At 46.1% G+C, this 23641-nt stretch carries 22 protein-coding genes and 1 tRNA gene; 4 read left to right on the forward strand and 19 right to left on the reverse strand.

All coding sequences use genetic code 11. From position 1 onward, the window contains the following. Positions 1–2797: 2797 nt before the first annotated feature. The 15 genes from MCG46_RS16055 to MCG46_RS16125 form a co-directional block, all read right to left on the reverse strand. Entirely contained in the window at positions 2798–4582 is a 1785-nt protein-coding gene (locus MCG46_RS16055; RefSeq protein ID WP_240280871.1) for an FAD-dependent oxidoreductase, read from the reverse strand. A gap of 348 nt (positions 4583–4930) precedes the next feature. Continuing rightward, positions 4931–6673, reverse strand: coding sequence for an FAD-dependent oxidoreductase (locus tag MCG46_RS16060; RefSeq protein ID WP_240280872.1), 1743 nt, complete (start codon positions 6671–6673; stop codon positions 4931–4933). Between the two features lie 330 nt (positions 6674–7003). Beyond that, positions 7004–7079: transfer RNA gene (locus tag MCG46_RS16065), tRNA-Thr, on the reverse strand. 104 nt (positions 7080–7183) lie between these two features. Beyond that, a complete protein-coding gene (locus tag MCG46_RS16070; RefSeq protein WP_240280873.1) occupies positions 7184–7888 on the reverse strand; it encodes a CBS domain-containing protein in 705 nt (234 codons plus the stop codon). A gap of 45 nt (positions 7889–7933) precedes the next feature. Further along, positions 7934–8632, reverse strand: a complete 699-nt coding sequence (dapD, locus tag MCG46_RS16075; RefSeq protein WP_240280874.1) for a 2,3,4,5-tetrahydropyridine-2,6-dicarboxylate N-acetyltransferase — start codon at positions 8630–8632, stop codon at positions 7934–7936. After that, complete coding sequence (gene dapF, locus MCG46_RS16080; RefSeq protein WP_240280875.1) at positions 8629–9438, reverse strand: diaminopimelate epimerase; 810 nt, start codon at positions 9436–9438, stop codon at positions 8629–8631. Before dapF ends, dapD begins: the two co-directional genes overlap by 4 nt. Before the next feature lie 3 nt (positions 9439–9441). Then, positions 9442–10443 (reverse strand): aspartate-semialdehyde dehydrogenase, encoded by a 1002-nt coding sequence (locus MCG46_RS16085; protein WP_240280876.1) that lies wholly within the window; start codon positions 10441–10443, stop codon positions 9442–9444. A gap of 118 nt (positions 10444–10561) precedes the next feature. Then, positions 10562–11317 (reverse strand): carboxymuconolactone decarboxylase family protein, encoded by a 756-nt coding sequence (locus MCG46_RS16090; protein ID WP_240280877.1) that lies wholly within the window; start codon positions 11315–11317, stop codon positions 10562–10564. A gap of 235 nt (positions 11318–11552) precedes the next feature. After that, positions 11553–12722: a MalY/PatB family protein gene (locus tag MCG46_RS16095; RefSeq protein WP_240280878.1), complete on the reverse strand. Its 1170-nt coding sequence runs from the start codon at positions 12720–12722 to the stop codon at positions 11553–11555. A gap of 58 nt (positions 12723–12780) precedes the next feature. Beyond that, positions 12781–13134, reverse strand: coding sequence for a cyclophilin-like fold protein (locus MCG46_RS16100; protein WP_240280879.1), 354 nt, complete (start codon positions 13132–13134; stop codon positions 12781–12783). Positions 13135–13305: 171 nt separating this feature from the next. Further along, positions 13306–13848, reverse strand: coding sequence for a flavodoxin family protein (locus MCG46_RS16105; protein WP_240280880.1), 543 nt, complete (start codon positions 13846–13848; stop codon positions 13306–13308). Positions 13849–13890: 42 nt separating this feature from the next. Continuing rightward, the gene (locus MCG46_RS16110; RefSeq protein WP_206671285.1) at positions 13891–14130 is read right to left on the reverse strand and encodes a hypothetical protein; all 240 of its coding nucleotides are present in this window, start codon (positions 14128–14130) and stop codon (positions 13891–13893) included. 23 nt (positions 14131–14153) lie between these two features. Then, positions 14154–14894: an amino acid ABC transporter ATP-binding protein gene (locus tag MCG46_RS16115; RefSeq protein ID WP_430622669.1), complete on the reverse strand. Its 741-nt coding sequence runs from the start codon at positions 14892–14894 to the stop codon at positions 14154–14156. 10 nt (positions 14895–14904) lie between these two features. Then, a complete protein-coding gene (locus MCG46_RS16120) occupies positions 14905–15564 on the reverse strand; it encodes an amino acid ABC transporter permease (RefSeq protein ID WP_240280881.1) in 660 nt (219 codons plus the stop codon). A gap of 21 nt (positions 15565–15585) precedes the next feature. Continuing rightward, complete coding sequence (locus tag MCG46_RS16125; protein WP_240280882.1) at positions 15586–16389, reverse strand: amino acid ABC transporter substrate-binding protein; 804 nt, start codon at positions 16387–16389, stop codon at positions 15586–15588. Between the two features lie 229 nt (positions 16390–16618). Here MCG46_RS16125 and MCG46_RS16130 point away from each other — a divergent pair, with 229 nt between their 5' ends. Beyond that, a complete protein-coding gene (locus MCG46_RS16130) occupies positions 16619–17506 on the forward strand; it encodes a LysR family transcriptional regulator (protein ID WP_240280883.1) in 888 nt (295 codons plus the stop codon). Positions 17507–17598: 92 nt separating this feature from the next. Here the strand turns inward: MCG46_RS16130 and MCG46_RS16135 are convergent, their stop codons facing one another. From MCG46_RS16135 to MCG46_RS16145, 3 genes are all read right to left on the reverse strand, one after another. Beyond that, positions 17599–18381 (reverse strand): helix-turn-helix domain-containing protein, encoded by a 783-nt coding sequence (locus MCG46_RS16135; RefSeq protein ID WP_020225575.1) that lies wholly within the window; start codon positions 18379–18381, stop codon positions 17599–17601. Positions 18382–18444: 63 nt separating this feature from the next. Next, a complete protein-coding gene (locus MCG46_RS16140; RefSeq protein WP_240280884.1) occupies positions 18445–18951 on the reverse strand; it encodes a GyrI-like domain-containing protein in 507 nt (168 codons plus the stop codon). Between the two features lie 20 nt (positions 18952–18971). Continuing rightward, positions 18972–19691: a GntR family transcriptional regulator gene (locus tag MCG46_RS16145; protein WP_240280885.1), complete on the reverse strand. Its 720-nt coding sequence runs from the start codon at positions 19689–19691 to the stop codon at positions 18972–18974. A 155-nt stretch (positions 19692–19846) separates the two neighbouring features. Between MCG46_RS16145 and MCG46_RS16150 the strand changes: the two genes are divergently transcribed. Genes MCG46_RS16150 through MCG46_RS16160 form a run of 3 tightly spaced genes read left to right on the forward strand, consistent with a single transcriptional unit; the run spans position 19847 to position 22114 of the window. Then, positions 19847–20617, forward strand: a complete 771-nt coding sequence (locus MCG46_RS16150) for a PTS mannose/fructose/sorbose/N-acetylgalactosamine transporter subunit IIC (RefSeq protein ID WP_240280886.1) — start codon at positions 19847–19849, stop codon at positions 20615–20617. Then, positions 20610–21407 carry a PTS system mannose/fructose/sorbose family transporter subunit IID gene (locus tag MCG46_RS16155; protein WP_240280887.1) on the forward strand — a complete coding sequence of 266 codons (798 nt, stop codon included), beginning with the start codon at positions 20610–20612 and terminating at the stop codon, positions 21405–21407. Before MCG46_RS16150 ends, MCG46_RS16155 begins: the two co-directional genes overlap by 8 nt. Then, on the forward strand, positions 21404–22114 hold the full coding sequence (locus MCG46_RS16160; protein WP_240280888.1) for an SIS domain-containing protein: 711 nt from the start codon (positions 21404–21406) through the stop codon (positions 22112–22114). The genes MCG46_RS16155 and MCG46_RS16160 overlap by 4 nt, the downstream gene beginning before the upstream one ends. 720 nt (positions 22115–22834) lie before the next feature. Here the strand turns inward: MCG46_RS16160 and MCG46_RS16165 are convergent. After that, complete coding sequence (locus MCG46_RS16165; RefSeq protein WP_240280889.1) at positions 22835–23332, reverse strand: hypothetical protein; 498 nt, start codon at positions 23330–23332, stop codon at positions 22835–22837. Between the last annotated feature and the right edge of the window lie 309 nt (positions 23333–23641).

The raw sequence follows: 23641 nt of genomic DNA on the forward strand, positions 1-23641 counted from the left end.
GCTCTTCAAAATAATCTATTTACTTATTCGTTCTTTTAGTCTAAATTGTTGAAGAATAAAAGAAGTTCCTTCTTTTTCGTTATTGTTTCATACTGTGGAAAAATACTTCATGCGTAAAGCTTAAATTACCTATCAATTATTAAGCAAAGAAATTTTTCAGTGAATATTACATTTCTGATTTTATAATTCATACTTTCCTAAATAAACTTTTCGCTTAGCAGGCCATATATTTTAATTATTGGTTTTCTAATATTTTTACACGATCTTATACATCTAAATAATATACCAATCAAAGCCGCCTCCAGCGTTAACTATATTCCAGAAAGTCCACCAAAATATAATTTTATATAATATGGATAGAAACCAGTTGTTTTCTGTTTTCAAAAAGATGATTGAAGAAGGAATTTCTGAAAACAAAATAAAAAAGTGCACATCTGTCAGTACTAAATTACTGAATATATTAATCTCCAGATGAGGCGAATATCCAATGGATGGAATACAATGCATCAATATAGGAATGATAGTTGGAAAGTATAAATATAGAAATACATTGATAAATTTATTACAAAAACTAGATTCTAATAAGTATTTTATGTAATATAGTGGGAAAATCAGAAAAACCACAGTAGTAAAAAAAGATAATAAAATACTATATAACAAAAACTCAAAAAAATGCCGACTAAGATTTTCGACAATATTTATGATTAAATATTTCAGAGACATAGAATCATAGAAAACCAATGTACATAATGAACTCAGAATAAATGAACTTATTAATATTAGGGGGATGAATTTATAAAAAGTCCTACTCCCTTTTTCTTTAAGCGAAATTTTCAATTTAATGCACGCTAGGAAAACAGGAAATAGAATTAAAGGGGCAAAAACATAAAAAGGATAGCATAATCTTGTAGGAAAAATGAAACGTAAACATATAAGCAAATAAAACAGAAAACAAATCATAGCATCAAAAATATAATAGAAAGTTTTTATTTTTATGTCTTTTAATTTAAATAAAATTGCTGCTGCACTTCCAACTATAAAGAGATTAACTAGTAAAATATTACCCTTTAACGCAGCCATTATACTAAAATGAAAAATGATTATAAGAGATAAGAGTTTACATCCTAGTATTGAATTCATATAATTTAGAACACCTTTCATTTATTAGAGTTAAACTGGTCAGGTTAGAAAACAGGTCATCATCCATTCCATGACACTTATATAATGAGTTAATAAAAATATTATAACATAATTACATTCTTTAGTTTTATGAATCTAATGGATTTAAAGCGTTTGACAACCTATTTTTAATTGCATATAATTATTTCAAATTTACTATTATATTTTTGCAAATTAAGCAGTTTTTTGGCGAACTTACTTTCAAACTATTTCACTGATACAACGCTTCGCAATTTTAACAGGAGTAAACAATGAAAAAGGCAGCACAATTTCTAGGCTTAATTTTGTTTCTTTCTTTATACAATAATTTTTTTTCTTACTCGATTATTGAAGGAACACATTTTTTCAATGTCTTTATGTTCTGTTTATCTATTTTCTTCTTGTTTAAGCTGCGTGCTATTAAAATCAAAAAAGGGCATTATCTATTTGCGATCTTCTTTTCTTTCGTTTTCATAATTTTAGTTTACCTTAAAGATGCAGTTTATTTTTCCGAAGATGGATTAGCCTATTTCAATCTTGCATTTATTTTCATTCCAATTTATATCGTATGTATTAAGTTAAGAATTAAATTCCAAATAAAGGAGTCTTATGTATATCGCGATTTTAAAATTACGTGTCTTGTTTATATTTTAGCTATTGTCTGCGGTTTTCTTATCTATTATCGACCAGATAGTAATATTTACCAATATATCCAATATCGTCTCTTATTTGTTCATTATACCTATGTGTTTTTAATTTATAGTTTTTTTATTTCTACTTTCCTCTTTTTCACATTTTTATTATTTCCAACCTTAATAATCAACGAAATAATGCCCGATTTTTATAACCATCGCTGGGTCAAGTTCATCTTCTATTTCTATTTCGCATGGATATCAACAGTAATGATGCATACCCGTCCCTTAGAGGGTTTTTGGGAGCATAATGACATACTTCAAGTTATGTTTTTCTCAGAGCTGCCGACGTCTTTAATTTATTCATTTTCAAAAAATAAGCTATTTAATCCGATCTTTTTTAAAACGATTATTTGGTGGGTTGTTTTCGGATTACGGGTTATGGGAACATGGTCTCATTGGATCATCTTGTAATTATTTCGGATGTTATGACATCCGAAATCCTTAACTGATCATATCCTGGCCTGTGTCGGCCAACCCTTTCAGACCATTTCAAATCATTACAACAGCCATGATCTCACTCCGTATCCATCAGTCAAAACATAGTAAATAACACCTTTCAAAAGCTTAGATATTCCTTGGTTAGTCGTCAACTGGTCATTACTCCCCGCAATCATTTCTGAAGTTTTCTATCTATTTTATCAAGCTTTCCTGTGTTCACTGCAGAATGGTTAAAATATACCCCATAATCAGAATCTTAGAAACATCGGTATTCCTATCATTATTATTACTTCAAGAATTCTACTTTCTCTATCATACAACTATCTTTAGAAAATTTTTGAATATCCATGGATCTACTTTAAATCCATCATTAAAGATCCGACATACCAATTTAAATTCAGTTCTAATCCTTATTAATTAACAGAAAAAGCCATAACCTTCCTTTTAATCCAATCGGATCAAAATTCCATTTATGACTTTTACTTTACATCAAATTGAATTGGTACTTATTTCGCAATCGCTTCAGAAGCCGCGTTGCCTGCGTTATAACCGCTGGTTACTGCCCAGCCGAACAGCGTCGCGCCCATGTAGACGTCGCCTTCCAGACCGCCGACGACTTCACCCGCTGCATATAAACCTTCAACCGGCTGCTTTTCAGCATTCAGAACCTGCATGCTGTCATTGATACGCAGACCGCCCAAGGTAGCATAGTAACGGATGTACTGCTGCAGAGCATAATAAGGACCTTCCGCACTCAACGGTGCAGTCAGTTCACGGCCGAATTCATCAGTTCCGCCCGCGGCTGCTGTTTCATTATACTTCGCTGCCGTTTCGGTTAAAACACCTTCCGGCAGATTCATCTTCTTTGCGAGATCTTCTAACGTATCTGCTTTAACCATAAATGGATTGCCTTCGCCGTCATTGGCCAGCCACTTCTCGACATCCTCTTCAGAATAAATCTTCGAGCCTGTCATGCCTTTATTGAAAGCATCAAAGGAAGCCTGATCCATGATCAGATACTGCGCTGTATTCTTTTTCATATCCTGCATCAGATCCCATGCGTTCCCCTTTTCATTCGAGAACCGCACTCCATCCTGATTGACCAAGAATGCTCCGGAAGCCGCATAAGCTCCGCCGACACCCGGGTTGCAATACTGACCTAAACCACTTGGCAGAATCATGGAGTTTGGCTGCGTATTGACAAATTCCATATTGAACGTATCTGCGTTAACCGCTTCCGCCATCTTCAGGCCATCGCCCGTAGCTCCAGCATGTCCGGCATAAACAAACTGTTTGTATTCTTCTGGAACCATCGTATCATTTGCACCAAATCCGCCGGTTGCCAGAATTACAGCTTTTGCATTGATCGTATAATTCTTTGTTTCATCACTGGCTTTTACGCCCTTAACAACGCCGTCTTCAACAATCAGCTCAGTCGCCGGGGTATTGGTCATCAATGTCCCTCCGCCCGTTGTAAAGCTTTCCGATAAGCTGGAAACCACGCCTGCACCGCGGCCTTCGCCGGAATAACTGCGGGTTGGCTTGCCATCTCTCTGATAAGGAACATTAGCACCGTCTTCCGATACCAGCCAGTCAAATGCCGCACCGGTTGTATTAACGTAAATATCCAATGTCGCTTCGTCATTGTTATTGTGTCCGTTTTTCAGCATATCTGCTTTCAGCTGTTCCGGAGAATCTTCATAACCGTCTTCCTTCTGCCACTGGCTCCCAGTGGCCATTGTTCCGGCTCCGGCCATGGCACTGGCACCGCCGACAACGCCTGTCTTTTCCAACAGAATTACACTGTTGCCGTTCTGCTGTGAAGACAGGGCTGCGGTCAGACCTGCAGCTCCGCCGCCGACAACGACGATATCCGCATCCAATGTAACTTCCTCTTTGGTTGCAGAAGAAGATTCTACAGGTTTTGTCATTTTATCCATATCTGCACCTGCCTGGGTTAAAGCATCTTCCATCGCTGTTTTGAAACCATTGGAAGTGACTGTCGCACCGGAAATTCCATCAATTCCAAGGGTCTGATTATCCAAAACCTTGGTAACCAACTCTGGTAAAGCGGCTGCGCCGATTCCTTCTGTTTCGGTCTGTTCAAGAATTTGAATGTCAGTAATCTTTTCTGCGTCAACCGTGACTTCCAGCGTAATATCGCCATGAAATCCCGCTGCCGTTGCTTTATAGGTTCCTGCTTTCATTCCGCCGGTGGCTTCCGGTGCTTTGGTCGAGCACCCTGTCATCAGCAGCATCGCCGCAAGAACGATGGCAACTAATTTTTTCATTTCTTCTTTCCTCCTTGATAGACGATCGTCTACCCTCTACTATTTTATTGATTCCTAAAGTTATGTCAATCCCTTTTTGTGAAAGTTTTATATTTTCAACAGTATACAGAAAAAGCACTGGAATTTTACAAACCTTTTCCAATGCTTTGCAAATCTATTCATAAGTAAGATTTATCCTGCCGCTTCCAGTTTAATGATTTGATCAAAGACTGCAGCAAGCTCGAAAGCCGCGTCTTCCTTCATTCTGTTTGACCTGACAGCTAATTTTATTTTCTAACCCAGCTCATCGCATTCAGCGTATTTAAAAAGACAGCGCCGCAGCACTGCCTTAAGTTTAAATCGTATTGTTTATTTCTGAATCAAAGACGCAGCCTGAGCCGCAGCCAGACGCCCGGAATTGGCCGCAAAAGAAATCCCGATGCCTACTCCCGGATAACGGGAATCAAAAGCATTTGATGCGATCAGTTCGCCTGAAGCAAACAATCCGGATACCGGCTGCCCTTCGCCACTAAGCACCTGAGCTTTGTCATTAACCTCAATACCAGGAATTGTTCCGAATGTTCTGACCACTGCAGTTTCCAGATAAAACGGTGCCGTTTCAATCTTGTTTGCCTGATCCGCTTTCAGACCAAAGCCAGGGCTGACCTGATCATCAATTGCTTTGTTGTATGCCGCAACCTCAGCTTTTAATGCCTCGGCATCCATCCCAGCGGCCGCTGCCAGATCATCCAACGTATCATACGCTACGGCCATGTTGGAATCCAACGCCTTCTGCAGTCCTTCCGCATCCGCGTATGTACTATCCGCAATCACAAAGGCCTGATGTTCCGGCAGATCCGCAACCGCACGCTGAATAACATATTTCGGAGCTTTTTCGTTGGTAAACCGCACGCCGGCTTTGCTGACCATGAACGTTGAAGCCAACAGATCGGAACGATCCGGATTTACGACTGAACCCATTGTTCCATCTCCGAAGACTTGGGTTCCAAACTGTTCGGTCAGCAGGATACCATCGCCTGTCGCTCCGGCATTGGTTGCGATGACCCCATCCGCATAGTTCGGAGCCAGTTTCTGCATCAGTTCCGGATTGCTGCCGAATCCCCCGGTAGCCAGGATGACCTGGCTGGCTTCGATCGTATATCGTTTGTTTTGATCTTCAACCTTGACGCCTTGAACTTCACCATTTTCTACAATCAGTTCTGTCACCGTGGTTTCCAGACGCAAGTCAAACGGCATTTTATCTTCGACTTCCGCCTTGATGAAATCATAGAAGCCCTTGCCCTTGTTTTCCATCCGCAGCGAGAACAGTTCATCGTTAGATGGATCTACCTTTTCGGTCTTGCCCGTGTAAGGTGCATTCAGGTTTTCCAGCACGTTCAGTGTATCCGCAGAGCTTTCATACACATTGCGGACCAGCTGTTCATTTGCCGGCTTGGAACCAGACGTCTGTTCAAAGAAATTCACAATCTGATCAATTGTACTCTTAACGCCATCGGCCTGATGAATGGAAGAATCCGTACCGAAGATTGCACCGCCGGTTGCCGGCAATGAACCGCCGACTGTCGGCAGCTTTTCAACAAGGATGAATTTGATTTCCGGATGATTCAGCGTCAGCTCATAAGAAGCCATAATGCCGGAGATGCCGGCACCGACAATAACAACATCTGTTGTTTCTGTTTCGCCTTCTGCAATTTCCTTTTCAGTGGAGGCTTTCAGCGCTTCCAGATCCCCGCCGGCTTCGGTCAGCGCTTTTTCTGCAGCCTCCAGAATGGCCTTGCTGGTAAAGGTAGCCCCGCTCACCGCATCCAGTGCCAAAGACTGCTGATCAACGATCATCTGCGGCAGCTTTTCAATCGCGCCGTCACTGATGCCCGGCGTTTCATTATGCTCATCGACCGTAACGCTGACGATTTTGTCCTGATCCACCGTTACCGTTACTTTGACTGCACCGTTCATGCCCTGAGCTTCAGCAGTATATGAGCCAGCCTTATAGCTGCCCGTTCCTGACTGCGGTGCCGGTGCCTTGGCACAGCCGCTCAGCAGCAGGACGGAAGCCAGAAGAACTGCCCCCAACTTTTTCCATGTGTTCATTCTTTCCCTCTTTTCTTTCTGCATAATATGCCTGTTTATTCTGCCGGATTCGGTCACGATTGTCAAGACTTTTACAAATGCAAATGCTCCGGATGCGAACTAAATTGGCAGTATTTTATATCCTTTATTTTTCAGCAAATTTTCTCTTTCGAGAGCTGGATGGATGCGCAGCAGAGCGGGTTCCTGATTGCTTCTCTGATTCAAGTTGGGAATCCTTTCCTTCTGCTGCCAATTGATTTTCTTTCCAGAAATTAACATGTTAATCCTGTGCTTTCTTGGGAATCAAAATAAAAAATTCCGCGGATCTCTCTGCGGAATGTTAATTTCTCATGGTGCCGACTATAGGACTTGAACCTACCACCTACGCGTTACGAGTGCGTTGCTCTACCGGATGAGCTAAGTCGGCGTAAATATAGTTTATAAAAACTGTGTGCTTCTGTCAAGTTTTTTTGTGCTTTTGCCGCAGTTTTTGCATCAAAAAAGGGAAATTCGTATTCCCCATTTTTTGCCTTATTTCTCCAGTTCATACAACAGCGGCAAATCAGCCACGGTAATGATTCCAATCGGCTTCTGATGAGCGTTGCCGGACTCGGTAATCAGAATCGCAGAAATGCTGACGCCGCGGTGCAGACTTTCCTCAAATAAATCCTGAGCTTCCGTGACATCAGCGGTCCGGGGCAGAAACAGCACGCGTTCCTTCTTATCCTTAAAATACAGACAGTCGTTGACACAGCCAGTCAGCGGTTTGTCGGTTCGGCTTTGATGCAGTGTCCAGCGGGCAATCATTTCCATCGTTAATAAAGCATGAAACCCGCCCTGAGCGTAAACCGGAAGCTTGGATGAACCCATCGTTTCCATAATCGTTACCGCTTCACGAATTTCCGTCTGAGGATCGCAGATCTTTACCGGTTTGAGAAAATGCGCGCTGATTTTCGGCGGTTCGCAGATCTTGCGGGCCAACTCCTCAATTTCCTCGACGACCTCGTCAATTGGGATCGCGATAATATGACCTTCATCGGACCGCTGATGCACAATCGCATTGCGCAGGTCGGCATATTCCTGCAGCTCCATTTCATATTTACGAACCAATTTACTGGTTCGGGACGCTTGGTTTAACAGCTGATAAAACCGTGAATACCGCGTAACACCGCTGATTTGTTTCAGCTGCTTTTCGATCATTGCGAACGCGTTGAGAAACCGCTGGGCATTGTCCATGAAAAAAACCTCCTGATGGATTCTATTATATCAGGTTTTCCGTTTTCACCGAGAACTATCCCTTAGCTTTTCCACAATTTTTGTTTTTTTCATCGTCTGTTCATCTTTCTGCTTGATTAACCGTGCCGGAACGCCTGCAGCCAGCCATCCGGCGGGAACATCCTGCGTCACGACCGATCCGGCGGCCACCACCGCTCCCCGGCCGATCCGTATTCCTTCCAGAACAACCGCATTCGCGCCGATCAATACTCCTTCTTCAATGATCACCTGCTGAGCACTGGCCGGCTCCAACACCCCGGCAATGACCGCGCCAGCCCCGATATGACAATGAGCTCCGATTTCCGCCCGCGCTCCCACGACGGCATTCATATCAATCATAGTTTCAGCACCGATGCTCGCTCCGACATTGATCACCGCTCCGCTTAGGATCACAGCATTTTTTCCGATCTCGACTTCATCCCGGATCCAGGCTCCCGGTTCAATCCGGCAGGGCAGATCCTGAATCGCCAGCTGCGGCCAGGCGCTTTGACGCTGCGGACAAACGATCCGCAGATCCCGTAACTGCCGGCGCTGATCCTCAAGCTGTGAACGCAGAATTTCCCATTCCCCAATCACCAGCTTAAACTGATCGCCATACACCGCCGCTTTCTGCCAATGGGTCGGCTGGATCTCGTTAAACATCAACAACACTTCTGTACTGCGTGAATGATCGTGCAGTTTTTGAATCAATTCCTCAGTCTTCATCCACAATCTCTCCCTTCCACCCTTCCTATAAACTGCGACGGTCCGCTCAGAAGACAAGCTTGATCCTCGGCTTGTTCTACACTCAGTAATCCGCCCGGACAGCGCACCTGCGCAGGCAGCGGACAAAGGCCGAAGATGGCTGCCGCTACTGCGCTGGCACAGGCGCCGGTGCCGCAGGCCAATGTCCAGCCTACACCGCGCTCCCACGTTCTGACCTGCAGTTCACCATTTTCCCGCCAGCGCACAAAATCCACGTTGGTGCCTTCCGAAAAGAAGGGATGCGTTCCGATGGAACGAGCTTGATCATCACTGATCCGATCAGGATCCGCTGTAAAAATAACAGTGTGCGGTACCCCCAGCCAGAAGCTGCAGGACTGCTGCTGAGATAAAAACGGCGCGTGAAGCAGGCCCGGAAGCAGCGGCTGCTGTGTAATCCGATGCGCATCAAAGTCCGGTTTCCCTGCCTCCACCTTACAGATAAACGGTTCGGTTGAACAAATCCAGGCTTGTCTGAGCCCATCGCCCGTTCCAATCACCCAGGTGTGATCGGCATCGATCCAGCCCTTGCGGTAAGCATAATGCACAAAACAGCGCAGACCATTGCCGCACATGTTGGCGCGCGACCCATCCTGATTCCACAGCTCCATGCTTAACGGATCACGGTGAGCAATGATCAGTCCGTCCGCCCCAAACCCACGATGGCGGTCACACAAAGCAGCCACTTGTGCGCAGTCCATAACTGGAGTTCGGCTACCGTCAACGATCAGGAAATCATTGCCGCACCCCTGATACTTTTCGAGAATCAAACGCTACACCCCTTTCTTCAATAACCCATTCTGCCACGCCCATTCTCCGATCTGCACGGCATTGGTCGCCGCGCCTTTGCGCAGCTGATCGCAGCAGCACCACAGATGCAGTCCTTTTTCACAAGCTCCATCCCGGCGCAGCCGTCCGATCATGACGATATCGCTGTCGGTGCATTCTTTCGGGGTCGGGTAGGGAGCTTCGTTCAGGACAATCCCAGAACAGTCTTCAGCAGCCTGACGAATAGTCTGCAAGCTCACCGCATCACGCGTTTCGACGTAAATCGATTCAGAATGACAGCGGTATACCGGCACCCGCACACATGTGCAGCAAACCTGCAGCGAAGCTTCATGCAGGATCCGCCGGCCTTCGTTCTGCATTTTCCACTCCTCACTGCTGATGCCTGCCTCATCGAACTCACCAATCTGCGGAATCACGTTAAAAGCGATCGGAAACGGAAAGACCTCCGGGGCGGCGGATGGATCGCGGATCTGCCGTTCCAGCTCATCCATCCCCTTCATTCCTGCCCCGCTGACAGCCTGATAGGTGCTGACGATCATCCGCGTGATCGGCGTCAGCTTCAAGATCGGCGAAAGGGCCATCATCGCCAGAATTGTCGCGCAGTTGGGATTGGCAACGATTCCATGATGCCAGCGGATATCCCGGGCGTTGATTTCAGGGATGACCAGCGGGACATCCGGATCCAGCCGAAACGCACTGCTGTTATCGACAAACAACGCGCCGCTGCGGCGAATCAGCGGAGCATATTCCGTTGCTAAATCATTGTCTACCGCCCCGAACACCAAATCCACATCTTTTAAGGCGGCGGCAGAAAATTCTTCAACCACACCGCTTTTTGATCCCAAATCAATCACCTTGCCGGCACTGTGGGGACTGGCCAGCAGCTTTAACGACCGCATTGGGAAATGGCGTTCCTGCAGGACCCGGATCATCGTCCGGCCGACCGCGCCGGTCGCTCCCAGTACGGCAACATTTACTTTTTCCACATTCTCACTCCTGTCTGTTCACTCTAAGATAGTAAAAAGCCCGGGTTTGACCTGGGCTTTTGTCCTTCCTTGTTGAATTTCGAGTCTTTCGTTGCAGGTTAAAGAAGCTGTTTCATCATCAGACTTTGTTTTCAAGTGAATCCGGCAAGGCTTTATAATGGGCCTCGTCCACCGGCTCGCACCATTGGGTTGAAGTTTTTGTGCCTGGTGCTTCGAAGGCTAGATGGGCAAACCAGCTGTCCTTGGCAGCGCCATGCCAATGCTTGACGCCGGCGGGAATCTCGACGATATCGCCCGGCTTTAAAGCTCTGGCCGGCTCACCCCATTGCTGATACCAGCCGTGCCCATCGGTACAGATCAGAATCTGACCTCCGCCCTGCTCAGCCTGATGGATATGCCAGTGATTCCGGCAGTCCGGCTCAAAAGTAACATTGGCCATCGCGATTCCCTGAGATACCACCGGATTCAGAAAGCTCTGGCCGATGAAATACGGTGCATACGCATCGTTGGTTTTGCCTAGTCCGAACATCGGGTTAAACACAGCGGAAACCGTTTCTTCCTTCCAGATTTCCTTTGCCATCCGAAATGCCGCCCAGGCCTTTGGCCATCCGCTGTAAAAGCCTAGCTGGGTCAGCACTTCAACAATTTCGGTTTGGGTAACTCCGTTCTCCTTCGCTTTGCGCAAATGAAATTCCAGAGATGAATCCAGAATTCCACCGGATAAAAGAGCTGTTACTGTGATCAGCGAACGATCGCGCGGGGATAACTGGGCTTCGCGGGCCCAGACTTCGCCAAACAAAACATCATCATTGTAGTGAGCGAACTGCGGAGCGAATTCACCTAAAGCTTCAAAACCGGCTGATACTTTTTCCATGGTTATATTCCTTCTTTCTTTTGTTTGTCATTCAGTGGGATTGGGAAGACCTGCGCAGGGGGGCCGGATTTTTGTGTGTCTGTAAAAGAAAGTTTTCCTTTGAAGAATCTGACTCGGAATTCCTTGCCGTGTCATTAACGAAAGACCGGTCTGGCGCAATATTCTTGCTTGTAATGATCATGGCCGTTCATTGGGGTAAAAGTCACTTCCCTGCAAATTTAGTTAATGCACGGCTTCATGCCTGCTTGTTTTCACAAAAGATCTGGATACCGCGGATCAGACGCTGCAAGCCCTCGTTCAGACGAGCTGGGGAAACGGCGACGTTCATGCGCAGAAACGCCTTGCCAGCTTTTCCATATTCGGAACCTTCGTTGAGGATCAGCCCTGTTTCCTGGCGGAGAAATTTCGCCAGCCCTGCGCTGTCATCACTGACCGCATGGCAGTCGAGCCATACCAAATACGTGGCCTTAGAAGGGATAACCTTAAGCTGCGGCAGGGCTTTGTGCAGCACTTCGATTAAATGCTGCTTGTTTGCATAAATCTGCAGCCGCAGGGCCTCCAGCCAGGCTTCCCCCTGATCAAACGCCGCAATCGCGGCTTCCACTGCAAAGACATTCGGTTCGGCAATTTCATCGGTATTGACCGCCCGCCATACCTTGTGGCGCAGATTGGGATTGGGAACCACGATCGCCGCCGTCTGCAGCCCAGCCAAATTGAATGTCTTGGTCGGCGCCAGACAGGTGACTGACAGGTTTTCGCAAGCGGAGGAAACCGAAGCAAACGGAATATACTCCGCATGCGGATCGGTCAGATCACAATGGATCTCATCGGCGATCACGGTAACCTGATATTTTGCGCACAGCTCGCCGATTCGTAAAAGTTCTTCACGGCTCCACAGCCTGCCGATCGGATTGTGCGGATTGCACAGGATCATCAGCGTTGTCTGCGGATCAGACAGCTTTGTTTCCAGATCCTTAAAATCAATCGCATACTGATCTTTATCATAGATTAACGGACTTTCCAGCACCTGCCGGCCATTGTTCACAATGGAGTTAAAGAAGATATTGTAGACCGGCGTCATCACCAGAACCTTTTCCGCCGGTGTGCTCAACTTGCGGATCACGCTGGAAATGGCCGGTACCACCCCGGTACAGAATAACAGCCAGTCTTTCTGTATCTGCCAGTGATGGCGCCGCTGCCACCAGCTTTGATACGCCTGCGCCCAGGCCTCCGGAACAACCGTATAGCCATAGGCACCATGCTGCGCGCGCTGCAGGATCGCGGCTTTGATTTCCGGCGCTGTTTCAAAATCCATATCCGCCAATCCCATCGGCAGCTCGCCCTCACGCACATCCCACTTCATCGAAAAGGTATTCCGGCGGTCCAATGTTTGATCAAAATTCATCATGTCCCCTCCTTATTCTCCACTTACTTTATAGCTTGTAACTTGCACAGAAGCAAGATCACTCCGCCCGTTCAATTGTCACCTCAGCCTGACCTGACCCCACCGCTTCCGCCAACCCGGAAACCTCGCTGATTGAGCCCAGCGCGGTGTAGGAATAATCCGTCGTAAAACTCTTGTAAAACAGCACCAGACAGCGGTTGCCGAACAACATCAGATCGCCAGCCGACACCGAACCAAAGGCGACGGAATTTGTTGCCAGCTTCTCATCAAGATCAATGTATTTTTCATTGCCGTTTAAGTCTTCCATCATGAAGGTCACCGGCAGCTGATACAGCAGGGCCTGAGCCGCCGCGCTGTTGTTAAGCGTTGCCGGGAAAGACTGACCGTTGATAGTAATTTGAATTTTTGTCATGATTTCCTCCTGTTCCTCCGAATTGTTTATTGGGTTTGTTGTCTTTACGGGGTCGAGTGTGGAAATGGGCGTTGCGGAAGGAAATGCAGCCGAAGGGGAAGTACAGCCGCTCAGAATGCACAGTAGGGTCAAAGCGCTGAATCCCCGATAAAAATTCACGTTCACCTCCCCTCAGCAATGAAGTCCCAGCTGATAGGCTTCCTGATAGGCTTTTGTATCAGGACTGACAGCCGAAGGTTCACTCAGTCCGCCCCCTGCAACAACCCCGGCCAGTTGGGCTTGTTCAAAGCAGGAAATCCAGCCTTCCAGCTCATGAACAATGGGCTGCAAAGCCTGCGGATCTTCTTCAGCAGCGCTCATCAACAAGTACACATCGCGAAAAGCACAGCTTTGCGTAAACAGCGGATTGGTACGATCCAGCAGTATTTTAAGCTGTCCGCTCATGGCGTAAAAATACACCGGGGTGGCAAAGACAACGACTTCCGCTTCTTTCAATTTGGCATTGATCGCGGCGCTGTCATCCTGCATCCAGCAGCGGGCAGTGCTTTGACAAGCCAGACATCCTGTGCAGAAGCGCAGGTCCTTTTCTTTCAAAGAAATCTCTTCTACGATATTTCCAGCCGCCTGCGCGCCTTGGACAAATGCTTGTGCCAAGACTTCGGAATTACTTCCTGAGCGCAGACTGGAGCTGATGACGACAACTTTTTTTCGCATTGTTTTTTCCTTCCTTCCTGATCAGGTCCGCTGACCTGACCGTTATTTCATTTTGTTTTTTGCTTTTTCCAGCTGATCGACGAGATAATCCAGACAGTCAATACGATGTTCATCATCGTGAATTTGTTCCAGCAAACATCGTCGATGCTGCTTCAGCAGCTTCATTGACTGGCGATCGCTGCCGCTTTGGCAGCAGGCAAGAAATTGGGAAATCGTTTCTTCATCACATCCGGCATCCTGTAAATTTCGGATCACTTCAGGATTCATGTTTTCCTTTTCCACTTTCTTTCACCTCACTTTATGAATCAGTGTTCCCGCAGTGTTTTCAAAAACTGTTGGGTCTGGACTTGTTGGGGAGCGTCGAAGAACAAGTCCGGCGGATTCTGCTCAACGATCACCCCTTCATCCATGAACAGAACCTGACTGGATACCTGCCGGGCAAAGTTCATTTCATGCGTTACGATCAACATCGTCATGCCTTCCTGAGCTAACTGCTTCATGACCTGCAGGACCTCGCCGATCAGCTCCGGATCCAGGGCTGAGGTCGGTTCGTCAAACAAGATCAGCTCAGGTTGGGTAGCGATCGCTCGGGCAATCCCAATCCGCTGCTGCTGACCGCCGGAAAGCTGATGCGGATAGGCCGCCGCCCGATCCCGAAGCCCCACCTTTTCCAATGCCTGCAAAGCGATGTCAACAGCTTGACTTTCAGGTGTTTTGCGGGCGATAATCAGTCCTTCCGTCACATTTTCCAAGGCCGTCTTATTGCGGAATAAATTGTAATTTTGAAATACAAACGCGGTTTTCCGGCGAATTCGGATTTTATCCTGGCGGCTCACACGGGCCAGCTCAAACGTTTCCTGATCCAAGGTCATCGTTCCCTGATCGGCCTGTTCCAAAAAATTAATACAGCGTAAGAGCGTCGTTTTCCCCGAACCGCTGCGGCCCAGGATCGTGACAACGTCGCCCTTGTTCACTTTCAGATCCACTCCTTTTAAGACCTCCCGGTCTGCAAAGGATTTATGGATATTGCGGACTTCCAGCATCATAACATCCCTCCTAATCCAGTTTCAGTTTCGCTTCCCAAGTGCGCTGCAGTCGGGTCAGCACTGTACAGAAAAGCAGATATACCAGTCCGACCTCGCAATATAAGGCGAATGGCTCATACGTCCGGGCGGCAATCCGCTGCGCGGCCATGAACATTTCCATGATCGTGATGTTGGCCGCTAGTGAAGTATCCTTAATCAAGCCGATCAGTGAATTGCTTAACGGCGGGAAGGCCGTGCGCAAGGCCTGCGGCAGAATAATCCGGCGCATGCATTGGGCATAGGTCAGACCGACACAGTAGCCGGCTTCCATTTGACCTGGCGGCACCGCTTCAATCGCAGCCCGGATTGTTTCCGACGCATACGCCCCGGTATTGATGGAAAAGACGATGATCGCTGAAGGAAATGCATCCAGCACAATCCCCAGACTGGGCAGACCATAGAACACGACGAACAGCTGAACCAATAACGGTGTGCCGCGGATGATCCAGATATACAGCCGGGCTAAGGGTTTAAGCATCGGTACCTCGGCAATTTGGACAATTGCGGTAAACAGTGCGATGACTAACGCAATCGCAAAGGAAATCACGGTCAGCGGTATTGTCATCGTTAATCCTGGCAGAAGAATCTGCCAGAAGGATTGAATAAAGATCGTAATCAGTCGTTCGCTCATGGTTGCCCACTCCTTTTTCGTTTACTGCGAATTGGTTATATCTGAACCAAAGTATTTTTCTGACAAGGCGGTCAGCTCACCGCTGCTTTTCATTTCATCCAGCGCTTTATCGATCGCTTCCAGCAGCTTCGCATTGCCCTTGCGAACCGGAATTAGCGAAGAAGTCGTGGAATCGCTCAGGGCTACAATTTTCACTGGTGCCTCCGGATGTTGATTCAAATAGTCGTAAAATGCGGTTTCGGCATTGAGGGTAGCGTCAGCTCGGCCGGTATTTAAAAGATCAATGCATTGCGCCAGCGTATCCACGCTGACTAGTTCAGCGCCGTAGCTTTCCGCCTGCAGACCCCAGCTGCTCGTCAGATTCTGGGCGCTGCGGCGACCCTTCAGATCGTCAAAGCCCTGAATTTCATCCTTGTCCGCAGCGACCAGCAGCGCGCCGTGAACATAGGTGTAGGGCTGAGAGAAATCATATTTCTGCGCCCGTTCTTCGGAGTATTCAACTTCATTGATCACCACATCGATCCGCCCGGAATCCATCCCGGCAAACAGTGAGTCCCATTCGGCTTCCACAAACTGAGCTTCCACCCCGAGTTTGGCAGCTACCGCCTGCGCGACTTCGACATCAAAGCCGACCAGCGCACCGCTTTCATCATGGTAGCTGTTGGGGGAATAGGTTCCCTCAGTCCCAATGATCAGTGTCCCGCGCTGTTGAATCTCATCCAGCAAATCCAGATCCGTGTCCGGCTGCGGCAATGTTGACGCACATCCCGTGAACAAGCCCAACATCAAAACCAGCGTCATTGTTTTGATCATAAATTTTTTCATCTGCTTTCCTCCATATCCTGATTTCAGTTTAGTCCTCGCTTCCACAAATATCAAATACCTATGTCTAATACCGTCCCATACCTAAAAACTATACGAAATGTGAATTGATCGATATTCTAGTTCTGCTTTTTGTTTTTTCAGCAATAGCATTCTTTTATATCTAAGCATCTTCCATGCTTGAAGACTATACTTAAACTGTGTTATAGTCAAAGCGTCAGGAGGGTTATTTATGGAAATTCGTGTTTTACAATACTTCCTTGCGGTCGCACGGGAACAGAGTATTTCCGCAGCCGCTGAAGCTCTTCATCTCTCCCAGCCAACGCTTTCCCGACAGCTCAAAGATCTGGAAGAGGAACTCGGCAAGCCGTTAATGATCCGCGGCAACCGCAGGATTACGTTAACAGAAGAAGGCATGCTTCTGCGCAAGCGAGCTCAGGAAATTGTGGACTTGGTTCTTAAAACCGAGAATGAGCTGACTGTGCCGGAGGAGATCATTTCCGGCGATATCTATATTGGTGCCGGAGAAACAGATTCCATGCGATTGTTAGTTCAGGCTGCTAAAAATCTGCAGCAGGATTTCCCGCAGATTCATTATCATTTATCCAGCGGCGATGCCTGCGATATCCTTGAGGATCTTGACAAAGGTCTTTTGGATTTTGCCCTAGTCTTAGGGGAGGTGGACTTGTCAAAATACAATACTCTCCCGCTGCCCATGCGGGATACTTGGGGTATATTAATGCGCTGCGACAGTCCTCTGGCTGAAAAAAAGACCCTCACCCTAGAAGATCTGTTTGATTTGCCGCTGATCGTTTCCCGACAGCTAAGCTGCAGCGGAGAATTGATCAAACTGCTGGGGGATCAGGCTGAACATCTGAATATCTTTGCCACTTACAATTTGATTTACAATGGCTCACTGATGGTTGATGAAGGTTTAGGTTATGCATTGACGCTGGATAAGTTGATCTCAATGACTGGCAACAGTTCACTCTGCTTCCGTCCCTTAATGCCAAAAAAAGAAATCGGCATGCGTTTAGTTTGGAAACGATATCAGGTCTTTTCCAAAGCGGCTGAGCAGTTTCTTAAAGCGATAACCCAACAGCTGGAAACATCGGAGTAGCACAATTAACGATCTTCTTTACTTCATCATTGAGAACATCAAAAAAAGCACTACTGTAAGTGCTTTTTATTAACTCGCTCTGGTATTTCCGATTATCTCAAATCCAGCTTCGCTTTGATTTTCCGTTTCAACTGAAACAAAAAACGTTTTGAAAATTGTTCATTTTCGGTCAGAAGCTCATAAGCCTCCATCATTGCAGCACTGCTAACAAAACCAAACAAGCCAACACCCCAGACCAGAAAAATGAAAATATGATAAATCGACCAAGGGATAACGTTTTGCCCAGTGAAAATTAATATCAAAAGCCCAAGAATAAACAGAATTGTGCTGGGAAGCGCAATGATTCTATATTTCTTTTTACGGATTGCATATTCTGCGGAGATTTCCTTCAGAAATGCATAATCGAATATCAAGGGCTCTTCGCGTAATTTCTTATATTGTTCTTGATCTGAAAACATGCCAATGACCCACACGCAAATCCCTAGAATACCAAATATGGCTATTCCCAACCACCGCTTTGGTGGATCAGCCTCAAATAAAACATAGGGAATTCCTGCCCAAGCAGCACATAAAAACCCCAGTCCCAGATATCGGCTAACTTTTCGTTCATTATCAAGGAAGCCGTTAGCCATTTCCCGACTTACATACAAACCTTCATCTTCCGTTCTTTGTACAGTTTTTTCTTCTTTCAGCAGGACATCGGTCGACACTTCAAAAATATGAGAGAGTAAAAGAATTTTATCTGTTTCGGGATACCCCTGATTATTTTCCCACTTGCTGACAGCCTGTCGCGTTGTTTTCAGCAGGACTGCAAGATCTTCCTGCGACATGCCCTTTCCTTTGCGCAATTGAACCAATTTTTCGCCAAAATTCATAACTTATTCCTCCTCGGTTTTACCAATCCTATCTTAACAAAGACATAGATAGCGGTCTATCTCTCACCGAATGCACTTACGCAACTTTTCGTTGCAGTTCTGTTTAATTGGAAAAAATAAATACATCGCACCATTTTCCTGGGGACAATAATATTCCTGGATTGCTCCGCTTAACGCTAATCCCTGCCGCTTAATTTCCTCCAACCCCAGCTGAACCGCAGTCTGCGGATCGCCATCAACCTGACCGTATAAATAATCAAAAGCTGGGACAATCCATTTCACCCAGCCTTTTGGTGCTTCAGTTTCAACCGGAATCTGCACTCCAGCCAGATACAAGCCTACGGACAAATGATTTTCCCAAGGCTGAAAAGTGCGATCCAAGCTGGTCATAGCGCCCCAAAAACCTGCCAAATTTCCCTGATCATCCCGCAGCGCCAGCTCCGTAATCTCATTAAAATGACTGTTGGCTTCTGTCCAAAGCTGTTTAATCCATTCTGGGTTGGAAGTGTGTGTGCTGCCCTCTTTTCCTAATACGGCAAATTCATCCATTGTGCAGTGTAGAAATTCCATCTTTATTCATCCTTTCTCATTTACCCTTCATTAAGAGTTCTGACCATCGACAATTTACATCGATCCGTTCGATAATAATTAAATGCCAGCTCATAAGGTCTGTCCGAAGCGTCATAAAAGACCATTAATGAACGCAGCAGCGGGAATTGTTCATGAACCTGCAGCGCTTCAGCAATTTGTCCGGCCGCGCCGATAGCATCCAACTCCTGCAGACTGTAGACCGGAATAATCCCTTTTTCTTTCTTTAAATATTCAAACAAGGACTCAGAAGCTTTAACTTGATCTAAAGTTCCCACAATTGAAGCAATCCAATACGATTCTTCGTAAATTAGCGGAAAACCATTAGTCAATCGCGTTCGCCGAATTTGAATTAGTTTTTCCTCTGCGCCAATCCTAAGATATTTCATTAGAAAAGGATCTGGTTTTACCTCATCAATGGAGTGAACGATCGTAGATGGGATATCGCCGCGCAGTAAGGCCGATTTAGTAAAGCTGACGATCTCGTTCATCTTCTTGTAAGTAATCCGCTCGCTGATGAACGTACCTTTGCGGTAATCGCGGACCACATACCCTTCATCGATCAATACATCGATGGCTTTGCGTACCGTCACCCGTGAAACACCAAATCGATCCTGCAGTTCCTTTTCTGAGGGCAAACGGTCACGTGCCTGCAGTATGCCTTGATCAATATCCTGAATGATGGCCCTCACAATTTCATTGTATTTACTTTGCTTTTCCACACAGAACACCTCTTGGATTATTTTACCATGTTTTGCACAACATTCCACAAAAACAAAAAACATTACAAAATAATTACATAATGTATTGATTTTATAATACATATAGTCTATTATGAAATTAGTTCATGGTCCCTGAGGACCGGAAAGGAGAGGTTATGATTCAACCTTGGCAAATCGCTTTAATCACATTGTATGCTTTCATTCAGCCGAACGAAACCCGCTCCTTCAACATCGGCTTAAGTATGCCGATTCTTGCCGGCTGGTTTACCGGCTTGCTTCTAGGCAACCCGCAGACTGGATTAATGTTGGGAGGCACACTTCAGCTGATGACGCTGGGTGTCAATACTTACGGCGGCACCTCAATTCCCAATACAACCGTCGGCGCCATCGTCGGCACTGCGCTCAGCCTGAATTCCACACCAGAGTTAGCGTTGGGCATTGCGATTCCCGTTGCTTTGTTGATGATTCAGCTGGATATCTTAGCCCGTTATGCTAATATCTTCTTTCTTCATCGGGCTGATCATTATATCTCAGAACGCAGTTATGATAAAGCTGCATTCCAAAACGTATTGGGCATGATTGCACCCGGCCTTTCCCGTGCCGTTCCAGTCTTTCTTGTCCTCTGCTTCGGACAGCCTTTCATTGAAGCCGTCATGGGGTGGATTCCGCAATGGTTTATGACTGGTTTGCAAGTAGCCGGCGGCGTCATTCCGGTAGTGGGTATCTGTATCCTTCTCAATTACCTCCCAACACGATCAAAACTGCCATTCTTAATTCTTGGTTTTCTGATGGCTGCTTATTTAAAAATTCCGCTGATTGGTGTTGCTGGTTTCGGACTCGTCATTACTTTATTGGATTTTATGTATACTCGGCAGGCTGATAAGCGATGGGCAGCCGCAAAAAATGGAGGTGATCTGGATGAATAAACGTTTAACCAAGAAAGAACTTCGCCGGATTAATCTGCGTCACATGTTTGGTCTGCAGTTGGGGCATAACTACGAAAGAATGCAGGGAATGGGTTACTTCTATGCGATCCTGCCAGCGCTTAAAAAATTCTATGGGGATGATCCCGAAGCCTTGGACCGAGCCTGCCGGGCTCATATTCAATTTTACAACACCACTCCGCAAATGTCTGAAATCATCATTGGCATGAATTTGGCCATTGAAGAGGAAGAAGGCATTGCCGCTCTGGAAACAGCGACTTCTCTGAAAACGGCTTTAATGGGTCCGTTTGCCGGGGTGGGCGATGTCATCTTCGGCGTCATTGCCGGAACCATTTTCGGAGCCATCGCGGGCAACATGGCCATTGCCGGCAGTACCGCAGGCATGTGGATTTGGGTGGCTTGGAATATCGCAGTCCTCTTCATGAGAACCAAGCTTTTCGACCTGGGCTATGCTCAAGGCGCCAAGCTGATTACTACAATGAAAGATCAATTAAATGCCATAACAAATGGTGCTTCGATTCTAGGTTTGATCGTGGTTGGCGCCTTAATCCCTTCGGTTGTCAAATTGAAAATTCCATATACTTTCCAATCCGGCGAAGTCACGTTATCCGTACAGGAAAATCTGGATAAAATTATGCCCTATTTACCACAGGTCGTCTTGGTCGTGCTGTGTTATCGGCTTTCCAAGGTGAAAGGCATGACGGCAGGAAAACTCATCTTTGTGGTGATGATCGGTGCAATTATCCTTTCTGCGCTGAAGGTGATCGGATGATGGAACGCAATCGTTACTTTGAAACTATTGAAAATTTGCTGCAGCGATTAGAAAACAGCCAGCGGGAATCCATTCATCAGGCTGCCGCTTTCATCGCCGATGCAATCATGGCCGGCGGAATCCTGCAATCCTTCGGCAGCGGTCATTCTTATGCCGCAGCGATTGAGGTTGCGGGCCGGGCCGGCGGATTATTTGCAGCAAAAGTGATTAAAGATCCGGCGATGGGCATCTATGAAGTTCTTGAAGGCTCAGGTTCTATATTAATGCGGAAAGTCGAAGTCCTGCCTGAAGATGTGGTCATCATCATTTCCAATTCTGGCCGCAATCCTTTACCGATTGAAATTGCAATGAAAGTAAAGGCGGTTGGCGCAAAACTGATCGTCGTTACTTCTCTGGATGCCTCCAAAAAACTAACCAGCCGTCATAGCAGCGGAAAGCGGTTATATGAATTCGCAGATGTAATCCTAGATAATCTGTCAGTCGAGGGTGACGCCGCTGTCGCTGTCGATGGGCTGCCGGTTAATATCTGCGGTACCTCTTCCATCGCTGCTGCCGCGTTGCTTCAGGCAACCATTTTGGAAGCTGTTGAATTGATGTTAAAGCGAGGCTATACGCCGCCAGTTCGCCTCAGCGCCAATGTTGACGGTGGTACAGAACGCAGTCTGGAGATAGAAAAGCAATATAAACAGCGCATTTATCACCTTTAAGCTATTCTATTTCCAAGAAACATCCGTCAGGATTATCCTAACGTGCTGAGTTCCTGTTAATCAGGATTTCAGCACTTTTTATTCATTTCTTTCGATTATCTCACATTCATGAAACCGCATAAATCGATCCAATGTCCGGTCTAAAACTGCTCGCAGCACCTGACACTCACGGATCCGCAGCTCCCATCAGAATTGCTTTACTATCAGTTTTTCTCTGTCAATTTGTTTTCCAGCATAATCCGGTCGACAAAGTGCTGCTCTATCAATCGTCGATCCCACAAGACATTGTTCAGCGGCCCTGAAATTCCATACGTTTCCAATACACGTGCGCTTTCCAGTAAGTATCATATTTCCCTCACTGCATAAAACGTTTGGTTCCATTCTTCAATGTTAACCTGAAAAATCCCTTCTTGTCCCAATAAGAGCTCAAACACTTTCTGGCATAATGTTTCCAGCTGCTATTTACAGTATCCGTAAACCTTAGTCTGCGGCGCTAAATCAGCATTACGTCCGCAGATATTCATCAGGCCCAGCTGCCAGATCATCGCAAAAACCATAGCTTGAATATGCCAGCGACATAGGGGCCTGAAAGTTCCTGCCCCAATACAAAGAATTATAAAATTTGTTTTCCGATTAGTGTAATTCCAGAATTCCGTCTTTTATTGCTTCCAGTTAATCACAATACAGAGTTTTTCCAAGTCCTATTTTAAAAAAAATTGCCTATAATAGTTCTTTCAGTTCCGCAATTCTCTTGTTGATGTCCTCCGATTCTTTCCGACAGTTCAGAAAATCTTCCTCAACCTCAACCTGTTTATCCCAAGCACCGATATGGAGTCCTTCGGCAATGACGGAATCGCCTTCTTCCAATAAGAAATTCGTGAACTTTAATTCCACATCTGTTTGTTGAACACGCACAACACAAACTGAAGTTGGACTTCCATAATGCATCAATCGAACGCCGGGTTTGATGTTCAGCGCTGCAGTCCAATTACCTTCTGCCAGCTGAACAGGCAGCCCCGAGGTACATTGCAGAACGTTTCCGGTTTCCAGTACGATTTGTATCCCTTGATTTTCATAAAAAGTGATGACATTACGAATCCGTGCAGCCTGCGAAAAAGTCATAATCCGATCTCCTATTCGAACATCACACGCTGCTCTTTGAGTGCCGTCTTCCATTTGAATTCGTGCTGAACAACTAAAGTTCCCTTGCATATTCATCTTCTATTTCTCCTTTACCTGTTTTTTTATCAAACTTTCCATCTGAATCCAAGGGTGTGCCGGTTAAGAACATTGTCGTTATTTTCCTTTTTCACTCCCTTGTTGATGCAGAAGATATTGCATTTTTATCGTGTCATTATCAATTGTAGCCGACCTGCCGCAACCCCATTGGCAAGGCAGCAATACTGATATGCATAAATCTTCTTAAATTCCTTTGCAATCAAAATCCCTTCAATGATTTCAGCCGAAACGGAAGAAATGATGAAATGCTCAGCTTCAATATGCTGCCAGCCCTATTCGCTAACTCAC

The sequence above is a fragment of the Holdemania massiliensis genome, from assembly GCF_022440805.1.
Classification (GTDB): domain Bacteria; phylum Bacillota_I; class Bacilli_A; order Erysipelotrichales; family Erysipelotrichaceae; genus Holdemania; species Holdemania massiliensis_A.

Coding starts and splice junctions, on each gene's coding strand:
- MCG46_RS16055 (WP_240280871.1), bottom strand. CDS start 4,582: ATGAAAAAATTAGTTGCCATCGTTCTTGCGGCGATGCTGCTGATGACA.
- MCG46_RS16060 (WP_240280872.1), bottom strand. CDS start 6,673: ATGAACACATGGAAAAAGTTGGGGGCAGTTCTTCTGGCTTCCGTCCTG.
- MCG46_RS16070 (WP_240280873.1), bottom strand. CDS start 7,888: ATGGACAATGCCCAGCGGTTTCTCAACGCGTTCGCAATGATCGAAAAG.
- dapD (WP_240280874.1), bottom strand. CDS start 8,632: ATGAAGACTGAGGAATTGATTCAAAAACTGCACGATCATTCACGCAGT.
- MCG46_RS16090 (WP_240280877.1), bottom strand. CDS start 11,317: ATGGAAAAAGTATCAGCCGGTTTTGAAGCTTTAGGTGAATTCGCTCCG.
- MCG46_RS16095 (WP_240280878.1), bottom strand. CDS start 12,722: ATGAATTTTGATCAAACATTGGACCGCCGGAATACCTTTTCGATGAAG.
- MCG46_RS16100 (WP_240280879.1), bottom strand. CDS start 13,134: ATGACAAAAATTCAAATTACTATCAACGGTCAGTCTTTCCCGGCAACG.
- MCG46_RS16105 (WP_240280880.1), bottom strand. CDS start 13,848: ATGCGAAAAAAAGTTGTCGTCATCAGCTCCAGTCTGCGCTCAGGAAGT.
- MCG46_RS16115 (WP_430622669.1), bottom strand. CDS start 14,894: ATGATGCTGGAAGTCCGCAATATCCATAAATCCTTTGCAGACCGGGAG.
- MCG46_RS16120 (WP_240280881.1), bottom strand. CDS start 15,564: ATGAGCGAACGACTGATTACGATCTTTATTCAATCCTTCTGGCAGATT.
- MCG46_RS16125 (WP_240280882.1), bottom strand. CDS start 16,389: ATGAAAAAATTTATGATCAAAACAATGACGCTGGTTTTGATGTTGGGC.
- MCG46_RS16130 (WP_240280883.1), top strand. CDS start 16,619: ATGGAAATTCGTGTTTTACAATACTTCCTTGCGGTCGCACGGGAACAG.
- MCG46_RS16135 (WP_020225575.1), bottom strand. CDS start 18,381: ATGAATTTTGGCGAAAAATTGGTTCAATTGCGCAAAGGAAAGGGCATG.
- MCG46_RS16140 (WP_240280884.1), bottom strand. CDS start 18,951: ATGGAATTTCTACACTGCACAATGGATGAATTTGCCGTATTAGGAAAA.
- MCG46_RS16150 (WP_240280886.1), top strand. CDS start 19,847: ATGATTCAACCTTGGCAAATCGCTTTAATCACATTGTATGCTTTCATT.
- MCG46_RS16155 (WP_240280887.1), top strand. CDS start 20,610: ATGAATAAACGTTTAACCAAGAAAGAACTTCGCCGGATTAATCTGCGT.
- MCG46_RS16160 (WP_240280888.1), top strand. CDS start 21,404: ATGATGGAACGCAATCGTTACTTTGAAACTATTGAAAATTTGCTGCAG.
- MCG46_RS16165 (WP_240280889.1), bottom strand. CDS start 23,332: ATGAATATGCAAGGGAACTTTAGTTGTTCAGCACGAATTCAAATGGAA.